This is a genomic window from Micromonospora vinacea (genome assembly GCF_015751785.1).
Classification (GTDB): Bacteria; Actinomycetota; Actinomycetes; order Mycobacteriales; family Micromonosporaceae; genus Micromonospora; species Micromonospora vinacea.
The window spans coordinates 5472752-5485096 of record NZ_JADOTY010000001.1 but is presented as its reverse complement, the minus strand read 5'-3'; the positions used below and the strand labels follow the sequence as shown (position 1 = coordinate 5485096).

12 protein-coding genes are annotated in these 12345 nt (G+C 71.8%); 5 read left to right on the top strand and 7 right to left on the bottom strand.

The annotated features are described in order from the left end of the window. Positions 1 to 21 precede the first annotated feature (21 nt). On the bottom strand, positions 22 to 1725 hold the full coding sequence (locus IW249_RS25825; protein ID WP_196923122.1) for an acyl-CoA dehydrogenase family protein: 1704 nt from the start codon (positions 1723 to 1725) through the stop codon (positions 22 to 24). A gap of 146 nt (positions 1726 to 1871) precedes the next feature. Here IW249_RS25825 and IW249_RS25820 point away from each other — a divergent pair, with 146 nt between their 5' ends. From IW249_RS25820 to IW249_RS25810, 3 genes are read left to right on the top strand one after another with little or no spacing between them, the layout of a single operon-like run. Continuing rightward, on the top strand, positions 1872 to 2330 hold the full coding sequence (locus tag IW249_RS25820) for an Rv0361 family membrane protein (protein WP_196923121.1): 459 nt from the start codon (positions 1872 to 1874) through the stop codon (positions 2328 to 2330). A 31-nt stretch (positions 2331 to 2361) separates the two neighbouring features. Next, positions 2362 to 3510 carry a low temperature requirement protein A gene (locus tag IW249_RS25815; protein WP_196923120.1) on the top strand — a complete coding sequence of 383 codons (1149 nt, stop codon included), beginning with the start codon at positions 2362 to 2364 and terminating at the stop codon, positions 3508 to 3510. Between the two features lie 23 nt (positions 3511 to 3533). Next, positions 3534 to 4706, top strand: a complete 1173-nt coding sequence (locus IW249_RS25810) for a low temperature requirement protein A (protein WP_196923119.1) — start codon at positions 3534 to 3536, stop codon at positions 4704 to 4706. On the opposite strand, the gene IW249_RS25805 is transcribed toward IW249_RS25810, so the two are convergent. From IW249_RS25805 to IW249_RS25790, 4 genes are all read right to left on the bottom strand, one after another. Next, positions 4673 to 5389 carry a thymidine kinase gene (locus IW249_RS25805; RefSeq protein WP_124821847.1) on the bottom strand — a complete coding sequence of 239 codons (717 nt, stop codon included), beginning with the start codon at positions 5387 to 5389 and terminating at the stop codon, positions 4673 to 4675. The genes IW249_RS25810 and IW249_RS25805 overlap by 34 nt on opposite strands. Positions 5390 to 5445: 56 nt before the next feature. Continuing rightward, positions 5446 to 6840, bottom strand: a complete 1395-nt coding sequence (locus IW249_RS25800) for an MFS transporter (RefSeq protein WP_196923118.1) — start codon at positions 6838 to 6840, stop codon at positions 5446 to 5448. A gap of 17 nt (positions 6841 to 6857) precedes the next feature. Beyond that, complete coding sequence (locus IW249_RS25795; protein WP_196923117.1) at positions 6858 to 7625, bottom strand: glycerophosphodiester phosphodiesterase family protein; 768 nt, start codon at positions 7623 to 7625, stop codon at positions 6858 to 6860. A gap of 198 nt (positions 7626 to 7823) precedes the next feature. After that, positions 7824 to 8321, bottom strand: a complete 498-nt coding sequence (locus IW249_RS25790) for a MarR family winged helix-turn-helix transcriptional regulator (RefSeq protein ID WP_196923116.1) — start codon at positions 8319 to 8321, stop codon at positions 7824 to 7826. A 35-nt stretch (positions 8322 to 8356) separates the two neighbouring features. On the opposite strand from IW249_RS25790, the gene IW249_RS25785 reads away from it, so the two are divergent. Further along, entirely contained in the window at positions 8357 to 9256 is a 900-nt protein-coding gene (locus IW249_RS25785) for an alpha/beta hydrolase (protein WP_196923115.1), read from the top strand. A 114-nt stretch (positions 9257 to 9370) separates the two neighbouring features. Here the strand turns inward: IW249_RS25785 and IW249_RS25780 are convergent, their stop codons facing one another. Next, positions 9371 to 10351 carry an alpha/beta hydrolase family protein gene (locus tag IW249_RS25780; RefSeq protein WP_196923114.1) on the bottom strand — a complete coding sequence of 327 codons (981 nt, stop codon included), beginning with the start codon at positions 10349 to 10351 and terminating at the stop codon, positions 9371 to 9373. A 191-nt stretch (positions 10352 to 10542) separates the two neighbouring features. Between IW249_RS25780 and IW249_RS25775 the strand changes: the two genes are divergently transcribed. Continuing rightward, positions 10543 to 11499, top strand: coding sequence for an AraC family transcriptional regulator (locus IW249_RS25775; protein WP_196923113.1), 957 nt, complete (start codon positions 10543 to 10545; stop codon positions 11497 to 11499). Here the strand turns inward: IW249_RS25775 and IW249_RS25770 are convergent. Then, positions 11491 to 12258, bottom strand: a complete 768-nt coding sequence (locus tag IW249_RS25770; RefSeq protein WP_196923112.1) for a lysophospholipid acyltransferase family protein — start codon at positions 12256 to 12258, stop codon at positions 11491 to 11493. The genes IW249_RS25775 and IW249_RS25770 overlap by 9 nt on opposite strands. Positions 12259 to 12345 lie beyond the last annotated feature (87 nt).

Genomic DNA, 12345 nt, shown 5'->3' with positions numbered 1-12345 from the left:
CCGTCCGCTCGCGCCGGCCGGTCAGCAGAGCAGGTCGAGGTGGTGGTGGGCGTCCTCGGCGATCTCCTCGTGCCGCAGCCAGCGGCGCGCCCACAGCCGGGCGGCCAACTCCGCCTGCTCGTCCCCCCACGCGGCGTGCTCGACGAGCAACGCCGCGGTCAGCGCGTACGCCAGGCGCAACGCCAGACCACGGGCGCCCGCGAGCACCGCCGACGCGGTCGGGTCGACGGTCACCGCGGTGATGGTCTCCTCCAACTGCGCGGCGACGGTCGCCAGGGTGTCGGCCAGCACCGGTGACAGCGGCCGAGCGAGGTCGACGGCGGCGGCGAGCCGGCGCAGCAGCGGTGCCCCGGCGTCCTCCCGGGTCAACGCGCGCAGCACGTCCATGGCCAGGACGTTTGTGGTGCCCTCCCAGATCGGCAGCACCTGGGCGTCGCGCAGCAGCCGGGGCACGCCGGTGTCCTCCACGTAGCCGGCCCCGCCGAAGCTCTCCACGTACTCGCTCGCGGAGCTGACGGCGAGTCGGCCGGTGGCCAGCTTCGCCAACGTCGCCACGATGCGCAGCTCCGCAGCTGCCTCCGGGTCGGCGCCCACCTCGACCCGACCGAGCAGGGCGAAGGCGTGCCCCGCCAGGGCGAACGCGCCCGCCGCGTCGACCGCGAGGGTGCCCAGGGTGGCCCGGTGCAGGGGCGAGGACGCCAGCGGGCCGCCGGCGACGTGGCGCACCTCGGCGTACGCGCGGGCGTAGTCGAGACCCCGTCGCATCCCGCCGGCCGCCGCCGCGGCGTTGTGCACCCGGGTCACCACCACCAGGGTCATCGCCCGGACCAGACCGGGCACCGCCGGGTCACCCAGTGGCAGGGCGTACGCGTCGCGCAGGCCGATCTCGGCGGTGGGCAGCGCCCGGGTGCCGAGCTTGTCCTTGAGGCGGTGCACTGTGACACCCGGAGCGGGTGCGCCCGGCGCCGCGCCGTCGGCCAGTGGTGAGTCGACCGCGTACCGAGGAACGAGGAACGGGGCGAGCACCCGGCTGCCCCGCCCGGCGCCCTCCGGTCGGGCCAACGCCACCGCCATCGCCGCATCGGCGGCGGAGCAGAACCACTTCTCGCCGGTCAGCCGCCACGAACCGTCCGCCGCCGGTCGGCCGAGCGTGCTGGAACGACCCAGGTCGGAGCCGCCCTGCGACTCGGTCATCCACTGGCCGCTGGTGATCGCCGTGGCCGGGTCCGTGGAGATCAGCCGGGGCAGCCACGCGTCGCGGACCGTGGCGTCGACGTCGGGCATGCTGAGTAGCGCCGCCGCCCCGTCGGCCATCGCCACCGGGCAGGAGAACGTCGCCGACTCCGGCCCGTACAGGTGCAGCAGGGCGTGCTGCACCACCCGCGCGGCGGCACCCCAGGTGCCCCGGGCGTCCGGCAGGTAGGGCAGCGCTACCACTGCGTGTCGGGCGGCGGCGGCGCGCTGCGCCTGCCAACCGGCGGAGGTGTCGATGCGGTCGACCCGGGCGCCCCACGGGTCGTAGCGGACCAGCGTCGGCGGGTGCGCCTCCGCGTCGGCGTGCGCCACGCGCAGTGGCCCGGTGACGTCGGCGGCCAGGTCCTCGAGACGGCCCTTCGCGGCGGCGTGCCCGCCCGGGCCGAGGTGACGCTCCAGCCAGGACCGCAGCAGGCCATCACCGGCGTACGGGTCGACGGGGGGTGGTACCGGCTGCACGAAGCGGCTCATCGATCGACTCCTGGCACTGCTCGGGGGTGTGCGCCGACGGTAGACGATGCGGGGCCGCCGCGAACAGGGCGCACCCGCCCATCGGGTGCACCCAGTTTCCGGCTTGTCGCCCGTCAGCGTGACGGTCTTCTCTACGGTCGGTAGTCATGGGTGCGGGCCAGTCGTGGAGCCGACCGGCCCGGCGTCACCGCCCGATGCGCACCGGGTTGGCGTTCGCCGGGTTCGGCGTGGCGCTGTGCTGCGTGGGGGTCGCCGGCTTGGGCGCCTGGAACCTGCAGACCGTCCGGCAGGCCGCCGGCCCGATCCGGGAGACCGCCGACAGCTTCCTCAGCGAGGTGGCCCTCGGCGACAGCGACCGGGCGTACGAGCGGCTCTGCGAGGACGCGCGCAGCCGCTGGAGCGCGATCGGCTTCACCAGTTGGGTGCGGACACCGCCGATGGTCACCGACTACGAGATCACCGACGTGTCGGTCGCCACCCGCAGCGGACGACCGCACGGCACGGTGACCGTGAAGGTGACCCGCGACGGTGGGCTCAGCGAGGAACGTCGCCTGCCGGTGGTCCGTGAGGACGGGAACTGGCGGGTGTGCGGTGACCCCTTCTAGGCCCCCGGTCGCCGCTCCGACACGCCCACAGTTGCTGCGACCACGCGAGGGGGTGCAGCCGACCACCTCGACGGAACTCTTCTTCGACCTCGTCTTCATCTTCAGCATCACCCAGCTGTCGCACTACCTGCTGGCGCACCTGGACTGGCGGGGCGCGGGGCGTACGGGCCTGTTGCTGGCGCTGGTGTGGCTCGTCTGGGTCTACACCACCTGGCTGACCAACTGGCTGCAACCGGACCAGGGGCCGGTGCGGACGATGCTGATCGGGGTGGGGCTGGGCAGCCTGCTGTTGTCAGCGACGATCCCGGAGGCGTTCGGCTCGACCGGCCTGCTCTTCGCGCTGGTCTACGTCATCGTGCAGGTGGGCCGCACCCTGTTCGCGTTGTGGGCGGTGCAGGGCAGTCCGTGGTTGGTGGCCGGATTTCAGCAGTCGCTGCCGTGGATCACCGGGACGTCGGTGCTCGTGGTCCTCGGCGGGCTGGTCGGGGGTGCCGCCCGGGACGCGGTGTGGGCGGCGGTGATCGTGATCGAGGTGATCGGCCTGTCGATCGGCTATCCGCTGCCGCGACGGGGACGCAGCCGACCCGAGCGGTGGATGGTGGAGGGTGGGCACCTGGCCGAACGGTGCGCCGCGTTCGTCCTGATCGCGCTGGGAGAGTCGATCCTGGTCACCGGCAGCACCCTCACGTCGCACGTGGACCTGGTGACGTCCGGGGCGTTCCTGCTGGCGTTCGGCGGTTCGGTGGCGCTGTGGTGGGTGTACTTCGCCCGCTCGGCCCCGGCCGCCACGGAGGTCTTCGCCCAGGCCGGGGAGCGCACCGGCGCGTTGAGCCGAGTCGCGTTCAACTTCCTGCACCCGGTGATCGTCGCCGGTGTCGTCGTCACGTCGGCGGCCGACGAGCGGTTGCTGCGGGAGCCCGGCGCGCCGGCCACCGCTGTCGACGTGCTGCTCACCCTCGGTGGTCCCGCCCTCTTCCTGGCCGGGCACGCCGCCTACAAGGCGCTGCTGTGGCGGACCCTGCCGACCAGCCGGCTCACCGCTGTGGTGGTCCTGCTGGCGTTGATGCCGGTCGGTGTGTGGTTGGAGGTGCCCGTCGCGGTGTGCGCCGCGGTGGCGTTGGCGGTGACGGTCGCCGTGATCCTGACCGACCGGTTCCGGTCACTGGCGGCCGCGCGGTGACCGGCGGTCCACTTCATCCGCAGTTGTTGCGCCCGCGCCGTGGCGTGGAGCGGACCACCTCCACCGAGCTCTTCTTCGACCTGGTCTACGTCTTCACGATCACTCAGCTGTCGCACTACCTGGCCAAGAACCTCAGCTGGCAGGGTGTCGGACGGACCGCGGTGCTGTTGGGTCTGATCTGGCTGGTCTGGATCTACACGGTGTGGGCGGGCAACTGGCTGCACCCGGACCGGACACCGGTGCGGACCACGCTGCTGGTGGTGACCCTGGGCAGTCTGCTGCTCGCCGCCGCGCTGCCCACCGCGTTCGGTGCCAACGGTCTGCTCTTCGCCGCGGCGTACGCGGCGGTGCAGGTGGGCCGCACGGCCTTCTCCATGTGGGCGATCCGCGGCGAGCCCTGGCTCGGCGACAGTTTCCGGCAGTGCGTCGTCTGGGTCACCGGCACCTCGGCCCTGGCGATCATCGGTGGGCTGGTGGACGCCCCGGCCCGGGAGCTGATCTGGATCGCGGTGATCGTCGTCGACTCGGTCGGGCTGGCGACCGGGTTTCCGGTGCCCGGGATGGGTCGCAGCACGCCGGAGCACTGGCGGGTGGAGGGCGGGCACCTGGCCGAACGCTGTCAGGCGTTCATCCTCATCGCGCTGGGCGAGTCGATCCTGATCACCGGTGGGACGCTGACGCAGCGGCTGGACCGGGTGACGATCGCCGCATTCCTCCTCGCCTTCGCGGGTTCGGTGGCCCTGTGGTGGGTGTACTTCGACCGGGCGCAGGCCAGCACGGCGGCGTTGGCGGCCGCGGGTGAGCGGGCCGGGCGGCTCTCCCGGCTGGTGTTCAACTATCTGCACCCGGTGATGGTGGGCGGCATCGTCGTCACGGCCGTCGGTGACGAGCGGCTGCTGCACGACCCCGGGGAACCGGTCGGCTGGGCGAGCGCGCTGGTCGTCCTGGGCGGTCCCGCGCTGTTCCTGGCCGGGCACGCCGCGTACCAGATGGCGCTCGGCGAGGCCGGGGTGGTCGCCCGGGTCGCGGCGACGCTGCTGTTGCTCGCGCTGTCCCCGGCGGCGGTGGCGTTGCGGGCGCCGGTCGCGTTGGTCGCCGGGGTGGCGCTGCTGATCACGGTCGGGGTGATCGTGGCCGACCGGGTGTCGGCGCGCCGGGCCGCTCAGTCGCGGGGGCCGAGGTCGCCGCTGCGGTAGTGCCGGCGGCAGAGCACCTGGTAGCGCACCTCGGCGGTGTCGACGGTGTCGCCGATGACGACCTGGGCGCCCTCGCGGACGACCCGCCCGTCGACGACGCGGGCGTTGAGCAGCCCCTCTCTGCCGCACCAGCAGAGCACCTCGACCTGGATGCGGGCCACCTCGTCGGCCAGCTCGAACAGACGTTGCGCGGCGGGGAACATCCGCGAGCGGAAGTCGGTGGCCAGGCCGAACGCGAACACGTCGACGTCGTAGCTGTCGACCAGCTCGGCCATCTGCTCGACGTGCTCGACTGTGTAGAAGCACGCCTCGTCGCAGATCAGGTAGTCGACGCGTACCCCGTCGGCCCACCGGCCGCGCACCAGGGCCCGCAGGTCCAGGTCGTCGGTGACCTCGATGGCCTCGTGGGCCAGGCCGATGCGGGTGGTGACCTGCGGTCCCAGCGACCGGTCGATGCGGGTGGTGACCAGCCCGCGGCGGCCCTGCCGGGCGTGGTTGTAGTTCATCTGCAACGCCATCGTGGACTTGCCGCAGTCCATCGGCCCCCAGAAGAACTTCAACGCGGCCGCGTGCACCGGACGCCCGTCGAGCCCGCGCGCGGCCGCGCACCCGGCCGGGGCGTGTGGCTGGCCGGGGAACGGGTGGGCCAGGCAGGTCGGGGCGGTGGCGGCGTCGTCGGTCACGGTCGGGCAGCCTAGCCCATTGACCGGCCCGGATCGGTTGGGCGCGGGACCAGTGCTCAGAGCACCCGGGGTGGGGTGTTGCCCGCGGCGACGATGGCACGACGGATCGGCACGGCGGCGAGGAGCAGGAACCCGACCACGAAGAAGATCAGCAGTGAGACCAGGCCCACCCGGTATGAGGCGGTGAGTTGGAACACCAGGCCGAAGGCGAGCGGGCCGAGCCAGCTGGTGCCCTTGTCGCTGATCTCGTAGAAGCCGTAGTACTCGCCTTCCTTTCCGGCCGGGATGAGCTGGCTGAACAGCGACCGGCTCAGCGCCTGGCTGCCGCCGAGGACCAGGCCGATGGCCGCGCCGAGGACCATGAACGGCACCGGCGCCTCGGCCGGCAGCCGGAACGCGCCGATGATCACACCGGTCCAGAGCACCAGGCTGAGCAGCACGGTCTTCCAGGCGCCGATGCGCCGGGCCAACGCGCCGAGGCTCAACGCGCCCCCGAAGGCGAGGAACTGCACCAGCAGGATGGTGATGATCAGCGTGCTCTGGTCCAGCCGCAGCTCCTCGGTGCCGTACTGGCTGGCCAGGGTGATGACGGTCTGGATGCCGTCGTTGTAGACCAGGAACGCCAGCAGGAAGAACAGCGTCAGCGGGTACGCCTTGATCTCCCGTAGGGTGCGGCCCAGTTGCCGGAACCCGTCGGTGAGCACGTTGCCCTGCCGGGCCAGCGCCGCCGCCGCGCTGGGGCGTTCCCGTAGCCAGCGCAGCGGCACCAGGGTGAACACCGCCCACCACACCCCGGCGGAGACGATCGACCAGCGGGCCAGGTCCAGGGTGCGCTGCGGGTTGTCGTCCTCGCTGAACACTGTGACCGCGACCAGGTTGAACGCCAGCAGCAGGCCGCCGCCCAGGTAGCCCAGCGCCCAGCCGCGGCTGGAGATGCCGTCGCGTTCGTCCGGGCCGCCGAGCTGCGGCAGGAACGAGTTGTAGACCACGAGGGCCGCGCCGAAGGAGATGTTGGCGATCAGGAAGAGCGCCCCGCCGAGCAGGTAGCGGTCACCGGTGACGAAGATCATCGCCACGGTCGCGCCGGCACCGGTGAACGCGGCGCCACCGAGCAGCCGCTTCTTGTGCGCCGACCGGTCGGCGATCGCCCCGATCACCGGCAGCACGAACACGGTGAGGAACACCGACAGCGAGATCAGGTACGGGTAGTAGGACCCGGCCGCCACCCGGATGCCCAGCGGGTACACGTACCCGTCGCAGGTGTCCGCGCCCAACTCGCACCCGGCGGCCAGCTCGGCGACGGTGGTGATGAACGGGCCGAGGAACACCGTGATGACAGTGGTCTGGAACGCGGAGTTGGCCCAGTCGTAGATGTACCAGCCGCGCCGCTCCCGGCGAGTGCTCGCCGGAGGCGGGGTGTCGTCCACCGTGGGGGTCACGGTCTCGGCCATCGGGGGTCCTTCGACGATCAGGCGGCCCAGTGGCCGCGGCTGCGGTAGACGTCGCGCAGCACGCCGACGTGATCGGTCATGATGCCATCCACGCCACGATCCAGTAACTCGTGCATCTGGGCTGGTTCGTCGATCGTCCAGACGTGCACCTGCAGGCCGATGCGGTGGCAGTAGTCGAGGAACCGGCGGTCCACCACCGGCACCCGCCCGTAGCGCGGCGGCACCTGCGCGGCGACCACCGACGGCGGCAGCCGCAGCGGCCGACCGTGCAGGGAGGCGAGCCGCAGCCGGGCGACGCCGCGCATGCCCAGGCTGGTGGCGACCCGGCCCTCGGTGAGCGCGCGCAGCCGGGTCAGCCGGGCGTCGCTGAACGAGGCGAGCAGCACCCGGTCGCCGGCGCCGGCCCGGGTCACGCTCGCGACCGTTGGCTCGACGCCGCCGTCGGCCTTCACGTCGATGTTGAAGCGGACCTGCGGCCACGCCCCCAGCACGTCGTCGAGCCGGGGTACGACGGCGGCGCCGCCGACGCGTACCGAGGCGAGGTCGGCCCAGCTCATCTCGGCGATGCGCCCCGCCTCACCGGTGAGCCGGCGCAGCGTCGGGTCGTGGAAGATCACCGCCACGCCGTCGGCGGTGGCGTGCACGTCGGTCTCCACGTACCGGTAGCCCAGCCCGATGGCCCGGGCGAACGCCTCGGTGGTGTTCTCGTCGCCCTCGGCGGCGCCGCCGCGGTGGGCGAACGCCAGCGGCGCGGGCGCGTCGAGGTAGCCGAATCGGGTCAACACGCGACGCAGTATGCCCCCGGTTGGTGGCCGACGGGTGGCCGGCGGGCAGATTCCCTTGATCACCGGCTGCCCCGCGCGGTCACCTGGGGGCTGAAGGGGTGCACAGGCCCCAGGCCGCCCCTTTGCTCTGCACCCCAATATGCGCCGGTCGCAGACCGTTGCCGTCGCGTCCGCGGGTGCAGAGCAAAGGACGGGTCGTCAGCCGACAGGCGTGCCGACAGCGCCGTGCTCCAAGGTGGCGCGCAGCAGTGCCAGCGTTTGACCGAGTTCCACGACCTGAGCCGGGGCGATCGACCGACCGATGTGCGTGGCCAGGTGTTCCTGGAAGGTGCCTTCGGCGGCACTGACGAGTTCCGCGCCCTGCGGGGTCAACTCCAGAAGCAGTGACCGGCCGTCGGCCGGGTTCGGCACGCGCCGAACCCAGGCCCGGGCCTCGAGCCGGCCCACGCCCTTGCTGGTCGCCCCGACCCCGATCGCGAAAAACTCGGCGAGATCGGCGACCCGCGAACCAGGATGGTCACGTAGGTAGATCAAAAATTCGAACTGCGAAGCCACGATGCCGTGCTTCCGCCGCAACGTCTCGTTCACGGTGTTGTAGAGCCGCGTCTCGCAGCGGACCAGATCGCTGAAGACCTGAGCCAGTGTGACGGACCCGGCACCGGAAAAAGATGCCGTGGCAGGTATATTAGCTTCCACGGCAGCTACTTTATCGTCTGTGGGAGGCGTCGGACATGAGCAGGGAACAGCGCGCAGCCATCGGCGCCATGCTGGGCGGCGGGCCCAAGGGCTTCGCACCCGAGCCGGTCGAGACGATGCGGGAGAGCTTCGCCACGCTCATGGCGCCGTTCCCGGTTCCTCCGGTGCGGACCTCGGAGCTGACCCTGGGCGGCCGTCCGGCAGTGCTTGTCGAACCGGAGGGCCAGGCCCGCCCGGGCACCATCCTGTATTTTCACGGCGGCTCGTTCGCGCTTGGATCTCCGCGGACCGCGATGGGCCTGACCGCGAGTCTGGTCACCCGGACAGGAGTGCGGGCCTTCTCCCTCGACTACCGACTGGCCCCGGAGAACCCCTTCCCGGCTGCGATCGAGGACTGTCTCGCGGCGTATCGGTCCCTGCTCGACAGCGGCGTCGCCGCCGAGTCGATCGTGTTCGCGGGCGATTCCGCCGGTGGTGGCCTCACGGTGACCACCACCCTCGCCGCCCGAAACGCCGGGCTGTCTCTGCCGAGCGCGCTGGTCGCGTTCTCGCCCGGCCTGGACCACACCCGCACAGGCGAGTCGATGGACACCAAAGAAGGCGTCGACCCGTTCTTCACCCGGGAGGGCATGGCCCACACGGCGGGGTTCTACCTCGGCGGCCAGGACCCGAACCAGGAGCTCGCCGCGCCCGCCGTGCTCGCCGACCTGACCGGCTTCCCGCCGATCCTGCTGCAGGTCGGCACGAACGAACTGCTGCTCGACGACTCGGTCCGGCTGGCGAAACGCGCCCGCGACGCCGAGGTCGACGTCATCCTCGACATCACCGCCGGCGTTCCGCACGTCTTCCAGTCCTTCATCGGTCAGCTCGACGAGGCCGACCACGCCCTGGACCGCGCCGCCCTGTTCATCACGCAGCGACTGCAGACCCCCTGAGCGCCCTGCACGAAGACTGTTTCCTTCGTCGCTCAGCGGGACGCCGGCGTCGCGATCCAGCAGGGCGTGCCGATGCTCGGTGCACGCCACGGTCTTCCACCTCGTGCTTGAGAACTACTTCGACTCGACGCGTCCGATGGGTGTGGTGCTGCCGGCGAGCGCAGCGGTGGCCTGCGTCCAGGCCGGGTCTTCGGGGTAGAGCTCGCTGCGCAGGTAGGCCCAAATGAGCGCGCGTACGGCGGCAACTCGGTCGGGGTTTTCGTCGGTGGTCTCGGCCGCGTCGAAGGTGGAGATGCCGCCGAGTCCGTGCTCGGCGTCGAAGATTTCCAGCCGGGTCTTCGGCCCGGGCGCTGCGGTGTAGGGGTCGCTGCGCCAGTCCTGCCGGTCGGAGAAGAAGGCGTGCCAGTCCTTCTCGCCGACGACGATGAGCGCCTTGGGCGTCATGCCGTCGAAGTTGGTGCTGGTGAGCGCGACGTAGGGCTGCGCTGCCGGGCCGTTCAGGTCTTCGCCGCAGCCGGGGGCGGCGATCATGACGCGGGCGCTGAAGCGGTCGTCGACGGCTCCGACCATTGAACCGTCGCTGGTGTCGGTGATGGTCTGGCCCGAGATCAGGCCGACGGTGTGACCGCCGGCCGAGTGACCGACAGCGGCGATGCGGCCGTCGTCCAAGCGACCCGCGAGTCCTGGAACGACGCGTTCGATCTCGCCGAGGTGGTCCACGACCTGGCGGAGATCGTCGGCGCGTGACTTGAGATACAGCGGCGCGTCCGGGTCGTCGGCCTCTCGCAGGCCGAGGAAGGTGGCGTCGAGGTGCGTGGGCTGGATCACGACGAAGCCGTGCGCGGCCCAGAAGTTGACCAGCGGACCGTACCCGTAGAACGAGGAGACAAAGGTCGACGGGCCGTGCCCGTGCGAGAGAACGATGACCGGCAGCTCACCGCCGACGGCCGGAGCCGTCACGCGAACCGCCAGCGGAACCGGGCGCCCGGGAACATCGATCAGGACGGGGTGGTACGAGTAGACGGGCCTAGGGTCCGTCACCGGGAGACCGGCAGCGTACGTCGACGGGTCTTTCGCAGAGTCGTTGAGTTTCATGGAGTGCTCCTTGCGAGTCGTTCCCAATGTCCAGGTGGATGTCCCCGCGAGCACCTCGTCTGCCGTGGACGCCGCCGTGCAGCCGGAGCCGAGCTGGAATTCCGAGGAGTCGGTCATGCGTCCAGCGTGAGTGAGATCGGACGAACTTTGAATGCTTGACCGTGCCGATTTTCTTCGCGATAGTTCGAGCCGTGGTGGTTGATCAGTTGTCGGAGGTGTTCGATCTACTTGAGGTGCGCGGCCAGGTCTCCGGCGCGTTCGCGGTGCGGGGACGCTGGGTCACGCGGTCGGTGATCGCGAGCCCGCTGAAGTTGACAGTGATGGTGCGTGGCCGGTGCTGGCTGTCGGCCGACGGGCTGGATGCCCCGATCGAGATGGAGGCCGGTGACGTCGCGGTCCTGACCGGCCGCTCGTGGCTGCGTGCCGAGGGCGGAACCGACGACAGCCCGCCCGAGGAGTTCGCGCCCGAGCCGGGACACTATGCCCTGCGCGTCGGCGGCGCGGACTTCGCCGTCGACGACGTCATCCTCGGCGGCCACGTCGAGCTCAACCAGGCCGGCGCGGCGCTGCTGACGCAGGCGCTGCCGCCCGTGGCGCTCATTCGCTCCTGCGACGCCGCCGCGCCCGCCCTACGGGCGTGCGTCGACCGCTTGGTCGAGGAGGTGACGGCCGAGCGGATGGGCGCTGCCTTTGCCGTACGCCAGCACGCCCAACTGCTGATCTTGGAGGTGCTTCGGGCTTACCTGGGCCAGGCCGAACTGCCGCCGGGGTGGCTGCGGGCGCTGACCGACGACCGCCTGCGTCCCGCGCTGACCCTCATGCACGGTGAACCGAGCCGGCCCTGGAGGCTGGAGGAACTGGCCCGTGCGGCGGCGATGTCGCGGACGTCGTTCGCGGTGCGGTTCCGCTCCGTGGCCGGTGTCCCTCCTCTGACCTACCTCAACTCCTGGCGGATGCTGCTGGCCCAACGGGCGCTGCGCGACCGCGACGTCCGGATCGGGGCCCTGGCCGTGCAGCTTGGCTACACGTCGGAGAGCGCCTTCAGCACTGCCTTCAAACGAGAGGTGGGAGAGGCGCCCATGCGCTACCGACACCGGGTCCGGCACCCAGGTGCGGGCCTAGATCAACTGCTTGGCGGATCAACGTGAGTGGCGGCGGTGCGCCCGGGTGAGGTCGGTCGGGCGGCCGGGGTCGACGTGGCGGGGCAGGTCCGGTTCGTCGGGGCGCAGCGGGGCGAGGGTGTCGGTGAGCGCGTCGATGATCCGGTCGGTGGCCCGCCGGGCCGCGCCGGGGTTGCCGGCCGCCGTCTCACCCAGGTCGACGGGCGTGCCGAAGTGCACCCGGATCACCGGGCGGCGCCACAGGGAGCGGGCGATGCCGCGCAGCATTCCGCGCGGTGCCTGGTAGGGCAGCACCTCGTGCGAGCCCCACTGGGCGACCGGGACGACCGGTGCGCCGCAGGCCAGGGCGAGTCGGGCGGCGCCGGTCTTGCCGCGTTCGGGCCACAGGCCGGGGTCCAGGCCGATGCGTCCCTCGGGGTAGATGAGGATCACCGAGCCGCGGGCGACGGCCGTGGCGGCGTCGTCGAGGGCCCGGTGTACGGCGCTGGTGCCCCGGTCGACCCGGATGTGCCCGGCGTGGCGCATGGCGGCGCCGAACACCGGGACGCGGAACAGTCCGGCGGTCGCCATGATCCGCGGGGCGACGCCACGGGTCTGGCAGGCGGCGGCCATGACCACCGGGTCGAACGGGCTGATGTGGTTGGCGGCCAACACCAGCGGGCCGCGACGCAGGTGCGCCGGGACGTCGCCGGTGACCTCGAGGCGGGCGAGCAGGCCGACCAGGCCCCGGGCCAGCAGGAGGGCTGCACGCCAGATCAGCGGCGGCCGCCAGGTGGAGGTGTTCATCAGCGCGCCATCGTCGCACGCGGCGGCGCAGCCGCGAGGGCGGGTCGGGTGATCAGGGTCATTGGTCCCGGGTGTGTTCGGGCCGCC